Origin of the sequence: Cupriavidus metallidurans CH34 (assembly GCF_000196015.1) — a bacterium.
Taxonomy (GTDB): Bacteria; Pseudomonadota; Gammaproteobacteria; order Burkholderiales; family Burkholderiaceae; genus Cupriavidus; species Cupriavidus metallidurans.
In genome coordinates, this window is the sequence record NC_007973.1 from 2,894,540 (window position 1) to 2,914,532 (window position 19,993).

Annotated in this window: 20 protein-coding genes, 2 tRNA genes and 1 riboswitch; of the genes, 1 reads left to right on the plus strand and 21 read right to left on the minus strand. The window is 58.0% G+C overall.

The features are described from left to right. Nucleotides 1–110 precede the first annotated feature (110 nt). The 21 genes from RMET_RS13370 to ybgC form a co-directional block, all read right to left on the minus strand. Complete coding sequence (locus tag RMET_RS13370) at nt 111–920, minus strand: hypothetical protein (RefSeq protein WP_011517232.1); 810 nt, start codon at nt 918–920, stop codon at nt 111–113. A 245-nt stretch (nt 921–1,165) separates the two neighbouring features. Beyond that, nucleotides 1,166–1,333 carry a hypothetical protein gene (locus RMET_RS33575; RefSeq protein WP_155877852.1) on the minus strand — a complete coding sequence of 56 codons (168 nt, stop codon included), beginning with the start codon at nt 1,331–1,333 and terminating at the stop codon, nt 1,166–1,168. A 123-nt stretch (nt 1,334–1,456) separates the two neighbouring features. Next, nucleotides 1,457–1,525, minus strand: a tRNA-Lys gene (locus RMET_RS33580). Between the two features lie 296 nt (nt 1,526–1,821). Next, nucleotides 1,822–3,720: a DNA primase family protein gene (locus RMET_RS13375; protein ID WP_011517235.1), complete on the minus strand. Its 1,899-nt coding sequence runs from the start codon at nt 3,718–3,720 to the stop codon at nt 1,822–1,824. A 119-nt stretch (nt 3,721–3,839) separates the two neighbouring features. After that, nucleotides 3,840–4,103 carry an integrase arm-type DNA-binding domain-containing protein gene (locus RMET_RS34510; protein WP_082219900.1) on the minus strand — a complete coding sequence of 88 codons (264 nt, stop codon included), beginning with the start codon at nt 4,101–4,103 and terminating at the stop codon, nt 3,840–3,842. Beyond that, complete coding sequence (locus tag RMET_RS31765) at nt 4,067–4,663, minus strand: hypothetical protein (RefSeq protein ID WP_011517237.1); 597 nt, start codon at nt 4,661–4,663, stop codon at nt 4,067–4,069. Before RMET_RS31765 ends, RMET_RS34510 begins: the two co-directional genes overlap by 37 nt. Nucleotides 4,664–5,649: 986 nt before the next feature. Next, entirely contained in the window at nt 5,650–6,075 is a 426-nt protein-coding gene (locus RMET_RS33585) for a hypothetical protein (protein ID WP_155877851.1), read from the minus strand. Between the two features lie 237 nt (nt 6,076–6,312). Continuing rightward, complete coding sequence (locus tag RMET_RS13390) at nt 6,313–7,587, minus strand: 5-methylcytosine restriction system specificity protein McrC (RefSeq protein ID WP_011517241.1); 1,275 nt, start codon at nt 7,585–7,587, stop codon at nt 6,313–6,315. Nucleotides 7,588–7,589: 2 nt separating this feature from the next. Beyond that, nucleotides 7,590–8,501 carry an McrB family protein gene (locus tag RMET_RS13395; RefSeq protein WP_011517242.1) on the minus strand — a complete coding sequence of 304 codons (912 nt, stop codon included), beginning with the start codon at nt 8,499–8,501 and terminating at the stop codon, nt 7,590–7,592. A gap of 1 nt (nt 8,502) precedes the next feature. Further along, nucleotides 8,503–9,144: a hypothetical protein gene (locus tag RMET_RS33590; RefSeq protein WP_152560164.1), complete on the minus strand. Its 642-nt coding sequence runs from the start codon at nt 9,142–9,144 to the stop codon at nt 8,503–8,505. Continuing rightward, complete coding sequence (locus tag RMET_RS32295) at nt 9,065–10,228, minus strand: DNA-methyltransferase (protein WP_080710327.1); 1,164 nt, start codon at nt 10,226–10,228, stop codon at nt 9,065–9,067. The genes RMET_RS33590 and RMET_RS32295 overlap by 80 nt, the downstream gene beginning before the upstream one ends. 225 nt (nt 10,229–10,453) lie before the next feature. Further along, nucleotides 10,454–10,529 (minus strand) — tRNA-Lys (locus RMET_RS13405). A 69-nt stretch (nt 10,530–10,598) separates the two neighbouring features. After that, the gene (locus tag RMET_RS13410; RefSeq protein WP_011517246.1) at nt 10,599–11,714 is read right to left on the minus strand and encodes a YeeE/YedE family protein; all 1,116 of its coding nucleotides are present in this window, start codon (nt 11,712–11,714) and stop codon (nt 10,599–10,601) included. A gap of 70 nt (nt 11,715–11,784) precedes the next feature. Next, the gene (gene queC / locus RMET_RS13415; protein WP_011517247.1) at nt 11,785–12,468 is read right to left on the minus strand and encodes a 7-cyano-7-deazaguanine synthase QueC; all 684 of its coding nucleotides are present in this window, start codon (nt 12,466–12,468) and stop codon (nt 11,785–11,787) included. Between the two features lie 190 nt (nt 12,469–12,658). Next, nucleotides 12,659–13,417, minus strand: coding sequence for a tol-pal system protein YbgF (gene ybgF, locus RMET_RS13420; RefSeq protein ID WP_008642274.1), 759 nt, complete (start codon nt 13,415–13,417; stop codon nt 12,659–12,661). A 17-nt stretch (nt 13,418–13,434) separates the two neighbouring features. Beyond that, nucleotides 13,435–13,944 carry a peptidoglycan-associated lipoprotein Pal gene (pal, locus tag RMET_RS13425; protein ID WP_011517248.1) on the minus strand — a complete coding sequence of 170 codons (510 nt, stop codon included), beginning with the start codon at nt 13,942–13,944 and terminating at the stop codon, nt 13,435–13,437. Nucleotides 13,945–13,963: 19 nt separating this feature from the next. Continuing rightward, the gene (gene tolB, locus RMET_RS13430) at nt 13,964–15,304 is read right to left on the minus strand and encodes a Tol-Pal system beta propeller repeat protein TolB (RefSeq protein ID WP_011517249.1); all 1,341 of its coding nucleotides are present in this window, start codon (nt 15,302–15,304) and stop codon (nt 13,964–13,966) included. A 214-nt stretch (nt 15,305–15,518) separates the two neighbouring features. Next, the gene (gene tolA, locus RMET_RS13435) at nt 15,519–16,601 is read right to left on the minus strand and encodes a cell envelope integrity protein TolA (RefSeq protein ID WP_011517250.1); all 1,083 of its coding nucleotides are present in this window, start codon (nt 16,599–16,601) and stop codon (nt 15,519–15,521) included. A gap of 23 nt (nt 16,602–16,624) precedes the next feature. Further along, entirely contained in the window at nt 16,625–17,062 is a 438-nt protein-coding gene (gene tolR / locus RMET_RS13440) for a protein TolR (protein WP_011517251.1), read from the minus strand. Nucleotides 17,063–17,086: 24 nt separating this feature from the next. Next, a complete protein-coding gene (gene tolQ / locus RMET_RS13445) occupies nt 17,087–17,770 on the minus strand; it encodes a protein TolQ (protein ID WP_011517252.1) in 684 nt (227 codons plus the stop codon). Further along, entirely contained in the window at nt 17,767–18,171 is a 405-nt protein-coding gene (gene ybgC / locus RMET_RS13450; RefSeq protein ID WP_008642267.1) for a tol-pal system-associated acyl-CoA thioesterase, read from the minus strand. Before ybgC ends, tolQ begins: the two co-directional genes overlap by 4 nt. A 166-nt stretch (nt 18,172–18,337) precedes the next feature. Beyond that, nucleotides 18,338–18,440, plus strand: a riboswitch (ZMP/ZTP riboswitch). 182 nt (nt 18,441–18,622) lie between these two features. On the opposite strand from ybgC, the gene glyA reads away from it, so the two are divergent. Beyond that, nucleotides 18,623–19,870, plus strand: coding sequence for a serine hydroxymethyltransferase (gene glyA, locus RMET_RS13455; RefSeq protein WP_029307301.1), 1,248 nt, complete (start codon nt 18,623–18,625; stop codon nt 19,868–19,870). The last annotated feature ends 123 nt before the right edge of the window (nt 19,871–19,993 follow it).

Sequence of the window (19,993 nt, forward strand, 5' to 3'; positions counted from 1 at the left end):
CATCAAACGACTGCGCCGCACCAGATGCGGCACGGCGCAATCATTGTCAGCGAGCCCGCCCGGGGTGTCTCTACCTCAGACTGGGTAATTGAAACGGTTCAACCGCCATGTCAGCCCATCAACACCATAACCAGCATGACGCCATTGACGACGGCGAGCGCGCCGAGGACGAACGTCGCATGTGACATGTGATGCAACCGGTCGGCCAGCAACCGAACCGATGTTGGCGCCACGTTGCGACCCCTGCCGTGTGCCAGTACCCAGGCACACATGCAGAGAACGGCCACCGGCAGGATCAGCCAGGCGAGCACCCAGGGCGGAACGTCACGCGTCGCACGTGCTTGGACGACGGATGTCGCAAGCGTCACTGGCTCATTACGGACAGGGGGCGAGAGCGCCGGGGGCGGCTCCGTCGGCGCAACGGACAATGCCTTGATCGCTGGCGACAACATCGGCGCCGGCGCGGGTACCGGTGCAGGTGCAGGTGCGGCAGTCGGCGGACGGTTCGCCGTCGAAGCCATGGTCCTCGCGGCCGCGGGATGCTCGACAGGTCGCCGAGCAGGCATTCGCCGCCAGTCCGCGAACACCTCGTCGACGCACGTGACCGTCTCGCAGGCGTTGCGCTTCCTGCGCCAGGCCGCGAGATCGGCCGTGCTCAGCGTGCCCGCGTGCAGCATCCGCTGCTGGTCCGCGTAGATGCGTTCGTAGGCAACGTTGAGCATCGCGTACTCGCAGATCAGCCGCTCGCCAGAGGCCAGCCGGGCAGCCGGGCGCGCGCAGTAACTGACCGACGGATCGACACATCGGACGGTACTGGCCTGGTAGTTAGGCGGACAGACGATCTCGGACGCCCGCGCGCTGCTGATGGCTGCGAGGCCCAGGGCAAGAAGAATGGCCAGCCGGCCTGCGAGCCGCTTCATGACATCCTCTCATCGGTCCTTCGCCATGTTGCTTGCGACGACCAGCCTGGAGATATCCGGATTAAATACCATGATCGACTGCGAGCCAAAGCCCGAGACGCTGCCACGCAAGTAGCGCGCGATTGCCGCAACGATCACTTGTGACGTTGCCTGCCCAGCAAGCTCCCGGCCATCGTTGGCACACGGACGCCGATCACGCCGATCACGCCGATCACGCCCGAAGCGCCATCACACCCGAAGCGCCATCAGCGGCGATGCAATCGGACTCGCACCCCATTGCCCGAGCGGACAGTGACGCGCCCCACCACCTTGGGCACGTGCGTGGGGTCCGCATCCACCCGATAACGGCGCACGATGCTGGCCAGGATCAGCACGGAGCCCAGGTCCCACGATGTCGCTTTGATAACAACCATATTTGCCGCGAAGGGTGCCCGCACCGTCCGCCGCACCAAGCCACGCGCCTCACCGTTGGCACTTCGTTGACAGCGCCAAAACAAAAAGGGCCTGTGACTTTCGCCACAGGCCCTTTGTAATGCTGGTGGGTCGTGCGTGACTCGAACACGCGACCAACGGATTAAAAGTCTCTTGCGCTTCTAGTGCGCCCCGCGCCAGCCCTAGTGTTATACCGGCCCAGCGGGGGACATAGTATTTTGACTAGGCTTCCTTTATGAAAACCTCAGTCATGATAGACCCTGTCGATGTAGGCTCGGACGACCCTCATACTCGCTGGTGACAGGGTGAATATAGATGTAGAACTGCTTTGATAGACCGGCTAAAGACCGGAGAGCCTCGACCATCCGACACGGTCGGGCGAAGGACTTCCTATGGTCTGCTCGTCAAGACGATCAAGCAACCATGCATTTTTGTACTAGTTTGGACCCAGCACGCGACCGGACGAGGGCTACTCGTCATCTTCCAGGACCTCTACCACGTCAAGCTTCCTGGAATACGCGGTAGCATTGCCGCCGGCCAGCACCAGCGGGTAGTACCCCTTCCCGTTGCTTGCCTTCGCCGCATATCCTAACTCGCTCAGGGCCGCGCCAAACTTGTTGTTGGCGAGAGGTTGGTGGCCGCCCTCCTGGCAAAACGCCTTATAGCTGGCGTACACATCACTTTTAAGCGTCTTCTTTCCAGCGACCACCTTCGTACATTCAGTGAGGAAGACCTCTACCGGATTCGACTGCAGCTTGTAGCTGGAAACGAACGCACGACTCGAAGGGACGTCCGTGAAGCGCTTCTGCTCACGGAAACGCTTCAGCCCAGCAAGTGCCCAAGCCAAAATGCCGCTAAGCTCGTTCTTGAGCTTTTCCGGCAGTTCGCGATCCATTTCCTCCACCGACAGTTGCCGGTTAAAGCGAAGGATGGTCAAGCGCCGAAAGAATCCATGCGAGGTATCCCCGACGTCCGGCAGTGCATTGCCAGCCGCCACGATACGGGCGTAGGCCCGGAAGCTGAATCCGTCCTTACCCTTCTTCTCGGCATAGATCTCGTCTCCACCGACGATCGACTTGATGGTCGCCTCATCGATTCTTCGCGAGCCCGAAATCTCCGGGCAGAAGTTGGCGAGTTTCCCCTGCAGTACAGCCTTCTTAAAGTCTTGCCCAAGACTATCCAACGGCACGGACGAATGGTTATCCGCGCCTAGCAACGATTGCATGACCTCAATCACCACACTCTTGCCATTCGCCCCGCTGCCGATCATCCACAGCATCATCTGAGCCTCCGTACTCGGCACGAGGAGATAACCCATGAACTCTTGCAGAAACAGCTTTTTCTCGCTGCCATCGGCGTCACCGGCAAAAGTCTCGTCCAGGAAACGTTGCCACAGCGGACAAACATCGTCCTCGTGATACTGAATATCCAGCAGGTTCCTGTGCCAGTAGTCAGGGGCATGAGGCATCTGACTGCCAGTCGCAATATCGAGAACAGCGTTCTGAAGGCACAGCGTGAGTGGTTTCGGATCAGGAAACTTCACCAGGCTTGTCCTGGCCTTAAGGGCGTCGATCAGGCTATTTACCGCCCCTGGGTTAGGCAGCAGTGCTGCATACGGTGAATCGTCGTTTGTCAGCTTTTGCTTCAGACTCCAGTTGTCAACCTCTTGCCAGTAGCCATCCCGGTATTCGTAGAAAACATCCCGCACGAAAACCAAGCCGTCAGGAAACTCCGTCTCGACAACCTGTGTAGCCAAGGTATAGAGGTTCTTCTCGTCTTCCTCGCTACTAACTACGCGCTTCCCTTTCGTCGTCGCCTTAGTCATCGTCACTGGTGGCAGCGATTCAAGGTCAAGCTCACTGCCGTCGGCATTGATGCGTGTAAAGTGCATCTCTTTAGTGCCTGGCGGGCACGTTGGAAAATAGTAGACTTGATTCGGATTCTTACTAACCGGGTCATACTCTAAGCCAATATGCTGACCTAATCGTGTTACAGCAGTTTTGTACTCGCTCGGCGGGATCGGCTTACTCGGCACTACGATGGCGCGCAACTTCGGCTTCTCAATCGTGTGTCTGTGTGTAGTATAAAGAACCGATTGGTAGGACTTCAGTTGCCTCCAAAGCGTTTCTGGATCATCTGGCCCGAGATTGTCATAGTCAAGAATAATCAGACGAACCTCTTTGATGTTCTTCAGCACCCGAGAGGCACCCACCGGATAAACGCTACCATTGAAGACGAATCCACCCTTTTTTTCTTTCTCTTCGCGCTCATCCTCTTTAAACGTTTCAACTAAGGTCTCAAAACTACATTCATCGCCATCAAAATTCTTCACTTGATGGATGTTTTCAAAAAAAGATAAATATGGCATAAAGTCTTTTTCATCAAAAAGAACCCGCCGAAGCGGGCTCCAGTTAGCTGTGTTAGCTTACTCTTTCCCCAACGGGGAACGATGTGAAGCCTTAGTTTCGATTTGTCATCGTTGATGGATCATTTGTAGATCTCGGCATGAGGGAGATAGTACTCATTCGCAAACTGCGCGAACGTTAGCTCTTCGTCCTTTTTCTGTTTCTCTGCCTTAGGATCGACACTACGATCCACATCGGCGCGATACTGGAGGGCTGTTTTCCGAGCCTCCTCTACGCCGATAGCAGGATACTCGCCAATGCGGATATCTGCGCGCCCATGGCGGGAACGCTTACAGGTGGTATCCCCATTTATCGACTCCGATCTGCGCCATTGCTTCTCCCAGATTTTTGGCGTTTTGTATGTTCCTTATGTTCCGGGAAAGCGACAGAGTTGTTTTCCACTATTGGTGGTTGCGCTTCCGACTTTGCCTCTACTTCTGCGGCAAGCGGAATGCCGGTTAAGGCAAGCATCTCCTGCTTCCAGGCCCGCCAGTCCCCAGCGACCAAATGTTGGTGGATGCTGTTGGTTGCTGCGATGAGCAACTTTTCGGCCCGGAGGACCGCAACGAGAAAACCTGCGTTATTTGCAGATCGTCCCACAAACGCACCACCTAGTAACTTGGATGGAAATGGTTGGTCTGCCTGGATATTTTTCACACAAGCCACCGCCTTTTCGAAGTCGATTTTCTCGCTAGAAAAATAACCACGGCTTGTATTACCCACGATGCGTAACCAAACAACTTGACGATTCATATCCGTCAATACTTCGTAATCAATGCTGCCGGTGGAGCGTTGTCCGACCTTGTGAGCTTCCGCCGACTTGAGCAGCAGCAGATCACTTGAGCCTTGCTCGGTCATAATCACCTCTATGTGCAATAAAAAATCCCCGATGTCCGGCCTGGACATCGGGGATCTGGAATAAGGAAAAAGGCAAGCTTGCGCCGACTGCTTAGCGCTGGTAACTGAAATGCACGCCGAACGATAGCTCTTTGGGAAGAACTGCTGCCTTGAAAGAGCGAGTTAGAGAGCCAGGACGAATGTCAATTACGCTACCGCCACTTCGGCTTTCCCGGCTACGGCTCTTGCGACGCGGCTGACCGGGAGTAATGATTCGAATAGTTGACATGAGTGAAGTAAAGAATAACAAAGAAAAACCCCAACACCCGATGAGAACGTTGGGGTAGCTGGCGAAGCCGCAATTGGCATCACATGAATAATATGTGCCAGCAAATGACTTTGTTACGCCTTCCTCTTGCACAAATCTGCTCCTGAGACCACAGCGCGGGCAGCCATCGAGGCACCGCCCCAAACGAACTGTCACGCCAGCGCGCCTTGCCACTGGTCATCAGAATTATCAAACATAAAAATAGTTCACCCAATTCGATGTGCCACCTCATCGGCCGAAATTATGTTTGATAAAAAATGATTATGCACACCTACCAATACGAGCTAGTCGACCCAAAATGTCGATCGTCAATTAACCTAGCAGAGCATGCGAAAGATATCGCTCACGCCTTCTACTTCGTTCAATTTCAAATCTCTGATCTACGATTCTATAGGGACCGCTTTAAATTCTCAGTCCAATCCCCATTGACTCCAGCGGATGCCCGCTCCATGGGGCGGCACATTGCCTCATGCGCAAAGAAACTCGCACAGGCAGCCACACGCGTTTATAACCAGAAAAAATCTCAAGACCCGAAATTTGCACAAAGCAAACAACTATTCAAGAGGCGAAAATAAACACACCCCACTCAAAAGAACGTCTATTTTGAAAAGAACATGCAACCACTTTACCCCTGTATCACTTTCATGAGTGATACAGGGACTATTAGCTGCGCAAGGAAGCCTATTATTGGCGAGAAACTCATTAAGCTAAAATCTAATCTTAGCCACTAGCTTGCTAATTGAGTTACCGCCAAAACCTCCGAAAATGGAGTTAGCAGCGCCTCCTTCAGCAACTGCGGCGCCTTGAGGCCAGCCTTCTCGAAGGTTTCGAGCGTGAAATTCGTAAAGGCCGGTTCTACCTCGCGCATTTTCTTAATTGCAGCAGGATCCAAAGCAAGCAGCTCACGTACAACCTGTGCAGCTGCACGATAGGTCTGACTGCTTGTCATGTTCCTTCGCCCGAAGACTCGTTCTGTGTAGTCTTCGGAAAACACCGTTGCCGCACCTTCTTCGATCACTGGCGCCATGACCCCAGGGTTCGGAGCTAGCAGGTGAACAACCTCATGAGCAAGCTGGTAGCACGCAATTGCTCCATCAAGCAAGGCGTTCGGCGCCAGCTGAATGAGAACGTGGCGGCGGCCGTCATGATTCATTGGGTACCAAATTTGCGGCTGCGGACCTGGCCCGAATTCGACACCAAGGATCGTCCACGATAGATCTCTTCTACCGAAAAGGCCCTCCGCCTCACAAAGCATCTCGCTTAGGCGCGTCGGCAGGGTCCATGTATAACCACTGCTATCTGCCAAACGACCCGCCATAAAGTAATCTTGATTCTTAGCTTCACCTTCTACCCTAGTTATACCCATCGATCATTTCGCAGATGGAACTTACTAGGGCTTCCTCTTCTGTCTCAATATCGGGAGTGCCGAGATTAATAAAATATTGAAAATTGGAATCTCAGCGACGGTACCAAGGCACTGCAGCCCTCGCTGTTGTGGCCCTCTGGAAGGCAGGATAAATACTGCAGCTGCTGATTGATATGATGCTGCATATGCGATGACCTGATTAAGGTCTCCCCGCTCAACGATATTCTTCACTTCCTTGTATTTCATATCGATGACTAGATTTCTCGGGATGGAGGGTATTGAATACTTCTCCACAAGAACATCTGGGGTAGCCTGAACCGTACTTTTTACTTGATTTTCGAGGCCACTGTCTTTCAGCAATTGCTTCTTACCACCCAAGGCACCATCGATATTTCCATCAAATACGCGAACGTCGTCTCGCCTTATGTTGACTTGTTGCAGCAGCGTTAGCACATATTTCTCGAAAGCCTCGTCCAAGTCGAGAAGCAAAGTTGGAAGCAAAACAGAGTGTTGGTCGGAAAGAAAAGCCAACCCACTCTTTTCTATTAGCATCTTTGCCAACACAATTGCGGTCTTATAATATTCCCGAGTAGACGGCAATTGCTCAACATCATCCACCAAGGGATCGATCAACACAGAGTGAACATCGACATCAGACACAGAGGAAAAATAATCAACACAAACTGACAGCCTTGCCTTTCTTCTTCTATCATGCAAGAATTCATCACGGTCCGCTAGCTGCAATAACACAGCCTTGATAAAACGGTTAGGACCGTTATCGGCCGTCCGGTCGTCCCACTGGTATGCTAGTGACTGCTGATTCCTGCTTCGCAAACGAATCGTAGCCGCGAAATTCAATCGTCCACGCGGGGTGAAGCCATCTTCATGTATTACACGATACTGCTTTAACAAGCCGAATCGATGAATCTCCTCAACCCAATCGAGAAACCGATCCACCAGAAAAGTTTCAATAGGCTCGGAAGCCCTCGTGTGGTGACCATAGGCCCGCTGAAATGACTCCAGCACATAGGGCTTATGATTCGATGAATATAGAATTCTTTCCAAATTGACCAGCGGAACCTTTGGTCGAACATCCAAGGTCAACTGATCGTTAATGGGGATAACACCGATATATCCACCTGCCTGGAAGATCGGAACACCTTTCTTCCATCGCACACTGATGTAATCCCTCTCCAATACGGCCGGATAGATGCGGAGAGCAATTCCATCAATGATCAGCGCAGCCGGAATATCGATGGTCTCGTATTCCTTAACGATTAAAGTAGTAACGCTGCTCATGACTATTCAGCCATGATAGCCTGCCACCCGTTTCGAATTCGCTCCAACTCCTCTGGACTACGTTTCAAAATCCTCTCGAAATGAAACGAAAGCTGATTGTCCCAAAGTCGCTTCAACGAGTCATCGTTTTGTGCAGTGAGAAAATATGCATGACCGATTCGACAGAGTGGATTGACGTGCCGATACAGCGTCTGAAAAAAACGCATCACTCGCAATCGACGCTCTTCGGTTAAGGCTGAGCGAGAAAGAATGATCTCAAGCGCTTGCGGATCTGGCTCAATCGAGATTCGGGCAAATCGCCTCTCCAATGCCAGATCCATTTCCTCCACGCCACGATCCCACGGATTCATGGTCGCTAGCATAATGAGATTATTAGGAATTGATGTAGTACGTCCAGATGCAAGCTGGAAGCTCAACCCCCGCTTGGATTTTTCGAGGTACGTAAGTGCCTCTCCGAATACGCGTACCACATCCGTTCGACTCAACTCATCAATAACGAGTACGACCGGGCCATCGACCTCGCTGGCTCTACGGCAAGCCTGAAGAAACACCTTGTCTTTAGGCGCAAATCCTCCACTGCTTGTCGGTACAAACGACTCCATAAAGTCTTCGTACTGATAACCGGGGTGAAATTGCACATAGAATACTCGAGCCTCGTCGTCTTCTACAAACAGCCTCGCAATTTCACGTGCATAGCGACTTTTCCCGGTACCAGGAGGCCCACTAAAAACGACGCCAGCAAAGCCATCAGCCAGCAAAGCCTCTGTAAGGAGATATTTCTCGTCGCTCTCATCCAACTCTGGCCCCGTCACACTACTATTTAGCGCATCGGCTTCAGCCTCAGAATTCGCTGGAGATGCGAATCCCATCTCAGCTGCGCTTAAAGAGCGAACTTTTTCAAGTTTTTCCAGCATATCAGCCTGCCAACGGGGAGAAAATATCTTCCATATTGCTCAAAATTTCGTGCGATTCGATGAAAAGGGCATTAAATTGCTCAACCTCTTCGTTCTTCTGCTCCCGATAACCAAACTCATCGCGGAAGATTTTGACTAAATCTTGGGCCGTCGCGTTTTCACCTGCAAAACGGAAATCGCGGTATAGAAAAACTGCCAAAGCTACAGCCGAAATTTTTTCTCCGAATAGCATCCCAGTTTTTGCATGCTCCCAATGCTGCGGAACAAGTTGGAATTCGGCTACTCTCCCCCCGTTCGAGAACGTACAGACTTTCCTAAGGGGAGATTGCGCCCGAATAGAACTGGGCGCATAGGAGCCAGCGACGTTGCTATTGAACCATGTTGGTTCTTCGCGTGTCTCGGAGTCGCTAAATGGCAATAGATAGGGCTTTTTGGCCGTTCCGTCAGAAACCGCTAAATAGCCCTCAAAAAAACCTTTGAAGCTAGGTTTGAGGCTTACATGCTCGCCGCTCGCTCTAGCACTCTCTTTTAGACAGAGATACCCAGCGAAAGACGGGTGTATCCTATTCTTGCAAAGCGAGGCGAGAGCTATCTGAACGGCTTCTACGCTTAACACTAACTGGTTTGACGGCACGGTCGACATTTTCTAGGGATTCTGCATCGGCACCCCATACATGATCGTCCGTTTTCGGAGCCAGATCAACACCGATGGCCGATCTCCCCATTTCCAGCGCCGTTGACAGCGTCGTACCCGTGCCCATAAATGGATCGAGAACAACCCCAGGTTTGAGCTTCCCTTTGCATGAGCATGTCGTCCAGCCAACAGTTTGCTTCTTTGCGAACGTGAATTCGCGGAAGTAGCCACCCAAGACCTCTTTAGCTTCTGCAGCCAATCGCTGTACTTCTCGCGAGTTCCGACCGGTACCGGTTTGAACACGTAGGGCCTTGCCCGCATCTGAGATACCGGTGGCCTGCACGGCTGCGATATGGGCATCGGTCAATCCGGCTTCGCGTGCAATTTCCATCGCGCGCCGAGCTTGCGGCCTGCTCTCATCCAGCACTGCCGTACGTTGGACCACGCGCTCGGGAATGTGACCGCACTTTGGGCACGTTGCTATGGGGCAAGCCAACAGGATCGCCCTTCGGACAATCTCATTCGGGAACGGCGCTAGGTGATCGCCCATGTTGCGCCGAAGGGGAATATTCCACACGTCACCCGGATTGGCACCATTGCCATTCGCTTCTGCATAGCCGGCCAAATCGTAAAAATACTTGGCAGAACTGACGAAGTGAATGATGTACTCATGCCGATTGGCAAGGCGATTCTTTGCAGGTTCGGGCATACCGCTTTCCTTTGCCCAGATAATTCGATTTCGAACCAACCACCCGTCGTCAATAGCAGCAGCCTCCAAGCGCCCCGGCACCCCTGCAAGAGTGCGCGCCATATAGGAATCCCCAACATTGAGAAATATGGAGCCCGACGGCTTAAGTACACGTCGCCACTCTCTCATGCATTCGATCATGTTCGCGACGTAGGCTGCAGGCGTGGACTCCTGGCCAATTTGCCCATCGAAACCGTAGTCCCGCTTCTTCCAGTATGGGGGAGAAGTCACAATCAGATCGACAGAGGCATCAGGGACTGGGATGTGCCTCGCATCAGAGTGATAACGGAGCAGCTCGGGGGCCGAGACGTTCGAGAAAACTGAGGACTCTGGTTTGGTGGTCATCAAGACGAGAACCTAAGCGACGGAGGGTGGGGCGCCGCATTCTGCACTTGAACAGGCGCGGGCAAGCGGGAGAAATTATAGCTAGTCACGTGCCGCTCGTCGAGCCCCACTGCAACAGCGTTGGCGGCTGCGATTGCATCGCTCCACGGGAACAGGAGGCGACCTGCAATGGACCGGAAAAGCAAAAAGGCCCGTGGCATTCACCACAGGCCTTTCGCTTGATACTGGTGGGTCGTGCGTGACTCGAACACGCGACCAACGGATTAAAAGTCCGCTGCTCTACCGACTGAGCTAACGACCCGCAAAAACTGAATCGGCGATTATAGGGATGCTCCTACCGACTGTCAAGCCTGACGACTCGCCCGTCGCTTCAGGCCATGCGTTCGAGCCGCCAGATCTGGTACTTGAACGCCAGCACTGCCCCGACGATGATCGCGGCGAAGGCGATGAACGAGCCGACTGCCAACGTCGACACGCCCGACAGCCCCTGCCCCACGGTGCAGCCCAGCGCCGTGACGCCGCCAGCGCCCATCAGGATACCCCCGACCATATGGTTGGCCACATCCTCGGCATTGCCGAATCCCTCCCAACGGAACGTGCGCGAGACCAACGCATAGGCTGCCGCGCCAGCGATTACGCCAAACACGCTGACAATGCCGATCGTCAGCACCTTGCTCTTGTCGCTGAACATCATCAGCCAGTCGAGGGTGTACGCATACGGCGCCACGAAGCTCAAGCTTTCCATGCGACCGCTGTTGCTGGCCACGAACAGCTCCTCGAGCGTGTTCGGGTCCTCGGACACATAGCCGATATGGCCCGATACGTACCACATGCCGACGATGATCAACCCAACCGCCAGCCCGCCCAGCAGGTTGTCGAACGTGCGAAAGCCATTGCCGAGCAGCGCCCAGATAACCAGCACGGCGCCGATCACCACACCCAGTGCCAGTTGCAGCGTGCCGCGCGCCAGGCCGGTGCCGTGCGCGATGAGCGACGGCAGATCCTGCGTCGCCGGCAGTGTGACAGCCACGGTATCGACGGTACTCACGCGCACCACGCCGAACAGGCCGCGCAACGTCATATAGGCCGAGAGCCCCAGGAAGACGAACACCACCAGCGACTTCAGGTTGCCGGCGCCAATCCGCACAAGCGTCTTGCTGCCGCAGCCCGACGCCAGCACCATGCCGAAGCCGAACATCAAGCCGCCCACTGCCGTAGACAGCCAGCCGAGCCTGGCCGAGGTGTAGATCGTCTTGGTCGGGTCGATCAGGCCAGCCCAAGCCAGCACGCCAGTGCCAATCATCGCCACGCCAATGGCCATGATCCACATACGCATGCGGCTCCAGTCACCGATGTTGACGATGTCCGAGACGGCGCCCATCGTGCAGAAATGCGTGCGCTGCAGGATCGCGCCAAACAGGAAGGTCAGGACGAAGGTGCTCAGCAGCACGGTGCGCATAAGCGCTGGGATATCGATATCGGGCATGTCGGACCGGGGGTGGCTCGTGGATTTCTGTCTGGAGGGGGCACTCTGGCGGCACCCCTCTCTTCTTTAATCAGTTGGGGGTCTGGTAACGGGTCGGGTCGGGCACGCCGGCGGCCTCGAAGCCGGCCCGGCGAATCCGGCACGAATCGCACACGCCGCACGCGCGGCCATCGTCATCGGCCTTGTAGCACGAGACGGTCAGGCCGTAGTCGACGCCGAGCTTCACGCCAGCGAGAATGATCTCGGCCTTGGTCATGTCGATGATCGGAGCATGCACGTGAAAGCGATCGCCTTCCACGCCAGCCTTCGTGGCCAGGTTGGCCAGCGTCTCATAGGCAGCGACATATTCGGGCCGGCAGTCCGGATAGCCGGAGTAGTCGACGGCATTCGCGCCGAAAAACAGGTCGCGTCCGCCGATTGCCTCGGCCCAGCCAAGCGCCAGCGACAGCATGATCGTATTGCGCGCCGGCACGTAAGTGATCGGAATTCCGCCTGCGGCGCCGTCGGTGGGCACGTCGAGCGCGTCATCGGTCAGGGCTGAGCCACCGAAACGGCGCAGGTCGAGGTCGATGATTTCGTGGCGCTTCGCGCCAAGTTCGGCCGCCACGCGTTTGGCAGCTTCAAGCTCGGACGAATGGCGCTGGCCATAGCGCATGGACAGCGCATAGGTTTCGAAGCCGGCCGCGTTGGCCATGGCGAGGACGGTGGCGGAATCAAGGCCGCCGGAAAGCAGAACGATGGCGCGTTTGGTCATGATGGTTGCGCGCGGAACAAGCGCGCTGTAATACGCCCGGATTGGGCGAAGCGCGTATTTTAGCGCGGCGGCCGGATCAACAGGATCAGGCGCGGCTGATGGCCTGAATCCCACGGCGATTGATATGCGGCAGCCCAAAGAAAAAGGCCCGCTCGCGCGGACCCTTTCCTGGACTACATACCGGTATCGGTTACTTCAGCGTCTTCAGCCGGTTGCTCGCGGCCTGGGCGCCTTCAGTCCCCGGATATTTCGCCACCACGGCTTCCAGTGTCTTCTTGGCCGCGGCCTTCTGGCCAGACTCGAACTGGTTGTTGGCGATGGCGATCATGGCGTCCGGCGCCTTCGGGTGCGTCGGGAAGTTCTTCACCATGGTATCCAGCACGTAGGTCGACCCCTTGTAGTCGCGCTGCGCGTAGAGCGAATTGCCGAGCCAGAACTGCGCCAGCGGCAAGTACGGGCTTTGCGGATACTTCTTCGCAAACGCCGAGAAGGCATTGCCCGCGCCCTTGAAGTCGCCCGACTGGAACTGCTTCAGCGCAGCGTCGTACTCCGGCTTCTCGGTCGGCTGGGCGATGCCCTCGCGCCCTTCCACGGTCACCTGCTGCGGCTCGAATTTCTTCAGGCGCGCATCCAGGTCAGCGTAGTAATCCTTCTGCTGCTTCTGCAGCGTATCCACCGTGTTTTGCAGCACTTCATTCTGACCGCGCAGTCGGGCGACCTCTTGGCGCAGACCTTCGAGCTGGTTCTGCGCGTCGAGCAGGGTCCGGCTGTTCTGGTCGATGCGCTGGGATGCCGTGGCCTGGAAACCGTTGAACTGGTCCCGGATCTGGATCACCGCACGGCGCGCCTCGTCGTCGTCAAAGACGCCGGCGTGCGCGGGAATGGCTGCCAGCAGGCCACCGCCGGATACAGCGGCAAGCCATAGCAGCGTGGAAACGCGAGCATTCATGAAGAATTATCCGTGGATCAGTAAACGATATCGGCGCGACGGTTCTCGGCCCACGAGGCATCATCGTGACCGGTTGCCTTCGGCTTTTCCTTGCCCAGGCTCACAGCTTCCATCTGCGAGTCAGGCACACCCATCGCAGCCAGCGAACGGCGCACGGCTTCGGCACGCTTCTGGCCCAGTGCCAGGTTGTACTCGCTGGTGCCACGCTCGTCGGTGTTGCCCTGGATCAGGATCTTGCGGCTCTTGTTGCTGCCCAGGTACTGCGAGTGGGCTTGCAGCATGCCTTGGTAGTCCTGCTTCACGGAGTAGCTGTCGAAATCGAAGTACACGCTGCGCTTGGCCAGCGGGCCGTTCGGGTCGTTCAGCGGGTCACGCGAAACATCGACCGGCGCCACATTGCGTGCGTCGGTGGTCGCGCCGGTGCCGGCGCCGGACTTCGATGCGTCGTCGAGCTTCACACCCGAGCTGCAGGCGCCCAGAGCCAGCAGAGCGGCAATGGCGAGCGATTTGGTCATCATTTGGGACATGGCGAGAGACTCCTCTTTTTTACTGCATGAAAGGCCCCCAGGACGGCTCTCGAACAGCGCCGGACTGGAGAGACAGAACCTGCTTGGTGCGTCCGTCCGTGGAGACTGCCGCCAGTACGGAGCGGCCGCCCACGCGGGTGGCATAGAGAATGTACTTGCCGTTGGCCGCGAAGCTCGGGGATTCATCGTTGGTCGTATCGGTGAGCGACGTCACATCACCGTTCGACAGGTCCTGTAGTTGCAGCCTGAAGCCACCGCTGCGCGAAATGTAGGCCAGGTACTTGCCGTCCGGCGATATACGCGGGCTGACGTTGTAGCTGCCCTTGAAGGTCACGCGCTGCGCTGCGCCGGATTCCTCGCCAGACGCCGGCATACGGTAGATCTGCGGCGCGCCGCCGCGATCGCTGGTGAAATAAATGCTACGGCCATCCGGGGAGAACTGCGGCTCCGTATCGATGGCGCTGCTGCGGGTCAGGCGACGCAGGCCTGAGCCATCGGCGTTGACCTGGTAGATCTGCGTGTTGCCGTCGCGGGAGAGCGACACGGCCAGGTGCTGGCCATCGGGCGACCAGGACGGCGCGCTGTTGTTGCCCTTCTGATTCGACACCACAACACGCTTGCCCGTTGCCAGGTCATGCACGTAGACCACCGGCTTCTTGGCTTCGAACGAGACGTAGGCCACGCGGCGACCATCGGGCGACCACGCGGGGGAGATGATCGGTTCGGTGCTGGTCAGCGCGATCTGGGCGTTCTGGCCATCCGAATCGGAGATCAGAAGCTGGTAGCGATTGCCCACCTTCGACACATACGACAGGCGCGTCGCAAACACGCCGCGCTCGCCGAGCAGCTTCTCGTAGATGTAGTCGGCGATCTTGTGCGCGGTCACGCGGAGCTGGCCCTGCGTGACGGTGAATGCCAGACCGCCAAGGCTCTGCCCCTTGGCGGTGTCGTACAGGCGGAAACGCACCTCGTACTGGCCATTGCTGGTCGGCGTCACGCTGCCGGCCACGAACGCGTCGGCGCCCTTCGCCTTCCAGCTGCCCAGGTCCACCTGGGCCGATTCGGCCACGGTCGCACCTGCGGGGTCGACGTTGCGGAAGCGTCCGCTGTTCGTCAGGTCGCTGCGGATGATGGCGGTCAGGTTCTGCGGGGCCTGGGCCTCGCCCTGGAAGTTGGCGGTCGCTACCGGGAACTGGTTCGAGCCGACTCCGGTGATCTCCACGTTCAGTTGCGCGTGCGCCGCGCCCGCCGACATCAATGCCGCAGCCAGCCACGCCATCAAGGCATGGCGACTCTGGTCGCGGGTGGGATTGGCGTTCTGGCGTCGGGATAGCCAGTTGGGGGCCCAAAGCTTTCGCATGCTGCTCCTCAGTCGATTTCAGGTTTCATCGTTGCGGCGGCACAGCAAACACGGCGAGACGGGCGACATGCGGCTTGGCATGGCCCCACAAGCGTACGTATTGCACGCTGCCGGCCGCGTCAGGCAACCATTCATGGTAGCGGTGGGACCTAACGCCCACGATGAAGGTTGCATTATGTTGCAAAACATGGCGTTATCGACACGGTTCGCCCGCTCAATCCTTCGGTTTGAACGTAATCGTGAAGTTTGCGGGTGCCTTGCCGTCCTCATCGCGCGGCAGCGGATCGGAGCGCTGCACTGCACGCAGCACGGCGTTGTCCCAGTCCGAATTACCGCTCGACCTGGTCAGTCGCGCCGACAGCAGCGAACCATCCGGCGCCAGTGAGACCGACACCACGGCTGCGGGATTGCCCTCGACATCGCCACCAAAAATGATGTTCGGCTTCACACGGCGACGCACGCGGTCGGCGTAGCCCGGCGAAGCCTTGCCTCCCGATCCGGCGCCCGAACCCGCGGCGCTGCCGACGCCACCGCCGGACGAAACGCCGCCACCGGCCATTGCCTGCAGGCGGGCCAGTTCGCTCTTGCGCTGGGCATTGGCCGCGGCGTCACGCTTGGCCTTGGCATCGGCGTCGGCCTTCGCCTTGGCTTTCTGCTCGGCATCGGCCTTCGCCTTGGCATCCGCGTCAGCCTTGGCCTTCGCCTTCTGATCAGCCTCCGCCTTCGCCTTGGCGTCCGCGGCTTCCTTGCGTTCCTGGTCGGCCTTCTTCTTCGCGTCTTCCTTGCGCTGCGCCTCGATCTGCTGCTGACGCAGGTCTTCCTTGCGCTGGGCTTCCTTCTTTTCCTGGTCTTTCTTTTCCTGTTCCTTCTTCGCCTGGTCCTTGCGCTCCTGCTCCTTGCGCGCGGCCTCCTGCTTCGCCGCTTCGCGCTCGGCGGCCTCTTCGGCCTGCTTGCGCTTCTGGCGTTCCAGGGCGATATCGGCCGCTTCCTCGACCTTGCTGCGCACGGCAGGCTCAGGCGGCGTGGGACGCGGCAGTTCCACCGGGCGCGGCGGAGGTGGTGGTGCAGGCGCGACGTCCGGCACCTCTTCCCAAAGCTCCGCCTCGGCACCCACCGGCGTGCTGCTCTGCCAGTGCACGCCGTAGTACAGCACGATGCCGAGCAGCAGATGCATCACCAGCGCCAACAGGAACGAGCGAAGCGTGCCGCGTTCCTTGACTGGCTGGTACGGATAGGCGGCGGCTTCCACCGCGCGCGCGGGCCGTTGATGCGGATGACGGGACGAAAGGCTGGCCACTTTGAGTTGCGACGTTGGGGCGCTTACTTGGACTTCACCATCAGGCCGACGCGCTTGACGCCATCGGCCTTCAACACGGACATCACGTCGAGCACGGCTTCGTACTTGACGGAGCGGTCGGCGGCGATCACCACCGGCTGGTCCGGATTTTCATTCTGACGCTGGCGCACGAAATCGATCAGGCCGCGCTTGTCGAGCTTGCGCTCGAACGCGTTGCCGGCGTTGTCCTTGCCACGCGCGGTCAGCTCGCCGTCCTCGTGCACGGTGACGATGATCGGCGGCGTCTGTTGCTGCGGTGTGGCATTGGCCACTGACGGCAGGTCCACCACGGCCGGGTTCACGATTGGTGCTGCCACCATGAAGATAACGAGCAGCACGAGCATCACGTCGATATACGGCACGACGTTGATTTCCGCACTGGCCCGACGGCGTGATCCGCCGCGGCGCTGAATGGCTGCCATGACTGGTGCTCCCCCGCTCTCGGTTTAACGCGTCTGGCGCTGAAGGATGTTCAGGAATTCTTCCATGAAGCTTTCGAACCGGATGGCCAGACGGTCGATTTCCGTGGCATACCGGTTGTAGGCGATCACGGCCGGGATAGCTGCAAACAGGCCGATCGCGGTGGCCACGAGTGCCTCGGCGATACCGGGCGCCACTGACGCGAGAGTCGCTTGCTGCACATTCGACAGGCCGCGGAATGCGTTCATGATCCCCCAGACCGTGCCGAACAAGCCGATATAAGGGCTGACCGAACCGACCGACGCCAGGAACGGCAGGTGGGATTCGAGCACGTCCATTTCACGCTGGTACGCGGCGCGCATCGCGCGACGGGCGGCGTCGAGCAGCGCGCCGGCCTCATTGCCGCGTTCGCGTGCCTTCAGGAACTCGCCCATGCCCGATTCGAAGATCCGTTCCAGGGCGCCGGTGTTGTGACGATTGTTGACCGCACTGTTATAGAGCGCCTGCAGGTCGCCGCCTGCCCAGAAATCGCGCTCGAAGCCCTCGGTCTGCGTGCGCGCGGCGCGCAGTGCCAGGTGCTTGCGGAAAATGTAGGTCCACGAGAACAGGGACATCACCAGCAGCAGGGCCATGACGGCCTGTGCCAGCAGACTGGCGTGAAGTACCAGCGAAATGATCGACAGGTCTTGCGTGACGGTCACTGGATTCATCGAGCGTTTTTGATAGTGGCGAGAACAGGGGCAGGAATCGGGGTCGGCCGGAACGTGCTTTTATCGACACATCCGACTCGAATTTGGCCGGCGGCCAGCATCAGCTCGCCACGCCAGGCTTCCTGGGCAAATTGGACCGACGCCGGTCCGACGCGTTCGATATGCGTACGGATCTCGAGCTGGTCGTCCAGCCGGGCGGGCGCATTGTATTCCACAGTGGTGCTGCGGACGATGAAGACCACGCCGGACGAATCCGCGAGGCTCTGCTGTTCGACGCCGAGCGAGCGCAGCCATTCGGTCCTGGCCCGTTCGAAGAATTTGAGGTAGTTGGCGTAGAACACCACGCCGCCTGCGTCGGTATCTTCCCAATACACGCGCAGCGGCCATACGAAATTTGGCATGGCGGGCATTGTAACGGAGTGCACTGGTAAACCCGTGTGTGACTTTGCAACAGCAAGTTGCGAGCCAATCCTCGCCAGGCCTTGCCGGATCAGGGCCGGGCGCACATCCGGGCCGGCCATCGTCTTGCAGCAAGCCGCTTGCTCGCGTAAACTCTGCGGCAACCATTCCACCTTGCGCGACTGGCGAAGTCAGTGGGTACTACCACGAGGAAGCGCAAGTTCATTGGGCGTGATATTCGATGCGCCTGCCGCTCGCCTGGGCAGCGAATGGGAAGCAGGGTGCGCCCTGCACCGGCTGGTCGCGTTTTCGCGCCCCCGGTGCTGGACGCCAGTGCCTTCCCCGCGCGCCCTAATACGCGAAAATCCCGCAATACAGAGTAGCGTCGACAGGCATCCGGTTTTCGTACCGGCCGTGCCATCCGCTCTCCCTTTTAAACAGACGAGTCACGCCATGTTTGAACGTAGCCGCTTCACGATCGAGCAGATCGACCCCGAAGTCTTTGCCGCGATCCAGAAGGAAAACCAGCGTCAGGAAGACCACATCGAACTGATCGCTTCCGAGAACTACACCTCGCCGGCCGTGATGGCCGCCCAGGGTTCGCAGCTCACCAACAAGTACGCCGAAGGCTATCCCGGCAAGCGCTACTACGGCGGTTGCGAGTACGTGGACGTGGTGGAGCAGCTCGCCATCGACCGCGTGAAGCAACTGTTTGGCGCCGAAGCCGCCAACGTGCAGCCGAACTCGGGCTCGCAGGCCAACCAGGGCGTGTTCTTCGCCATGCTCAAGCCGGGCGACACGATCATGGGCATGAGCCTGGCCGAAGGCGGTCACCTGACCCACGGCATGGCGCTGAACATGAGCGGCAAGTGGTTCAACGTGGTCAGCTACGGCCTGAACGCGCAGGAAGACATCGACTACGACGCGCTTGAAAAGCTGGCCCACGAGAAGAAGCCGAAGCTGATCATCGCCGGCGCATCGGCTTTCGCGCTGCGCATCGACTTCGAACGCATCGCCAAGGTTGCCAAGGCTGTTGGTGCCTACTTCATGGTGGACATGGCCCACTATGCCGGCCTGATCGCCGCCGGTGTGTACCCGAACCCGGTGCCGCACGCCGACTTCGTGACCACCACCACCCACAAGAGCCTGCGTGGCCCGCGCGGTGGCGTGATCCTGATGAAGGCCGAGCATGAGAAGGCCATCAACTCGGCCATCTTCCCGGGCATCCAGGGTGGTCCGCTGATGCACGTGATTGCCGGCAAGGCCGTGGCCTTCAAGGAAGCGCTGCAGCCGGACTTCAAGGCGTATCAGGAACAGGTGGTCAAGAACGCCGCCGCACTGGCCGAAACGCTGATCGCCCGCGGTCTGCGCATCGTATCGGGCCGTACGGAAAGCCACGTGATGCTGGTGGACCTGCGCGCCAAGAAGATCACCGGCAAGGAAGCCGAGAAGATCCTCGGCGACGCCCATATCACGGTGAACAAGAACGCGATCCCGAACGATCCGGAAAAGCCGTTCGTCACCTCGGGCATCCGCCTGGGCTCGCCGGCCATGACCACGCGCGGCTTCAAGGAAGAAGAAGCCCGCCAGGTGGCCAACCTGATCGCCGACGTGCTGGACAACCCGCACGATGAGGCCAACATCGCCGCCGTGCGCGAACAGGTTGCCGCACTGACCCGTCGCTTCCCGGTCTACGGCTGATTCGCCAGTCGATCGCGTTATAGTTAGCGCACACGAACGGCGCTGCCACCTCTGAGGTGGCAGCGCCGTTTCAACAACCAGCACGACCGCAACAGAAATCGAAGATGCAAAATGCGGTCAGGC

Coding starts and splice junctions, on each gene's coding strand:
- RMET_RS13390 (WP_011517241.1), bottom strand. CDS start 7,587: ATGAGCAGCGTTACTACTTTAATCGTTAAGGAATACGAGACCATCGAT.
- tolB (WP_011517249.1), bottom strand. CDS start 15,304: ATGCGAAAGCTTTGGGCCCCCAACTGGCTATCCCGACGCCAGAACGCC.
- RMET_RS13410 (WP_011517246.1), bottom strand. CDS start 11,714: ATGCCCGATATCGATATCCCAGCGCTTATGCGCACCGTGCTGCTGAGC.
- tolQ (WP_011517252.1), bottom strand. CDS start 17,770: ATGAATCCAGTGACCGTCACGCAAGACCTGTCGATCATTTCGCTGGTA.
- ybgC (WP_008642267.1), bottom strand. CDS start 18,171: ATGCCAAATTTCGTATGGCCGCTGCGCGTGTATTGGGAAGATACCGAC.
- ybgF (WP_008642274.1), bottom strand. CDS start 13,417: ATGAATGCTCGCGTTTCCACGCTGCTATGGCTTGCCGCTGTATCCGGC.
- RMET_RS13395 (WP_011517242.1), bottom strand. CDS start 8,501: ATGCTGGAAAAACTTGAAAAAGTTCGCTCTTTAAGCGCAGCTGAGATG.
- pal (WP_011517248.1), bottom strand. CDS start 13,944: ATGTCCCAAATGATGACCAAATCGCTCGCCATTGCCGCTCTGCTGGCT.
- RMET_RS13375 (WP_011517235.1), bottom strand. CDS start 3,720: ATGCCATATTTATCTTTTTTTGAAAACATCCATCAAGTGAAGAATTTT.
- glyA (WP_029307301.1), top strand. CDS start 18,623: ATGTTTGAACGTAGCCGCTTCACGATCGAGCAGATCGACCCCGAAGTC.
- RMET_RS13370 (WP_011517232.1), bottom strand. CDS start 920: ATGAAGCGGCTCGCAGGCCGGCTGGCCATTCTTCTTGCCCTGGGCCTC.
- RMET_RS32295 (WP_080710327.1), bottom strand. CDS start 10,228: ATGACCACCAAACCAGAGTCCTCAGTTTTCTCGAACGTCTCGGCCCCC.
- RMET_RS33585 (WP_155877851.1), bottom strand. CDS start 6,075: ATGAATCATGACGGCCGCCGCCACGTTCTCATTCAGCTGGCGCCGAAC.
- tolR (WP_011517251.1), bottom strand. CDS start 17,062: ATGGCAGCCATTCAGCGCCGCGGCGGATCACGCCGTCGGGCCAGTGCG.
- RMET_RS31765 (WP_011517237.1), bottom strand. CDS start 4,663: ATGTCCAGGCCGGACATCGGGGATTTTTTATTGCACATAGAGGTGATT.
- RMET_RS33575 (WP_155877852.1), bottom strand. CDS start 1,333: ATGGTTGTTATCAAAGCGACATCGTGGGACCTGGGCTCCGTGCTGATC.
- queC (WP_011517247.1), bottom strand. CDS start 12,468: ATGACCAAACGCGCCATCGTTCTGCTTTCCGGCGGCCTTGATTCCGCC.
- RMET_RS33590 (WP_152560164.1), bottom strand. CDS start 9,144: ATGTCGACCGTGCCGTCAAACCAGTTAGTGTTAAGCGTAGAAGCCGTT.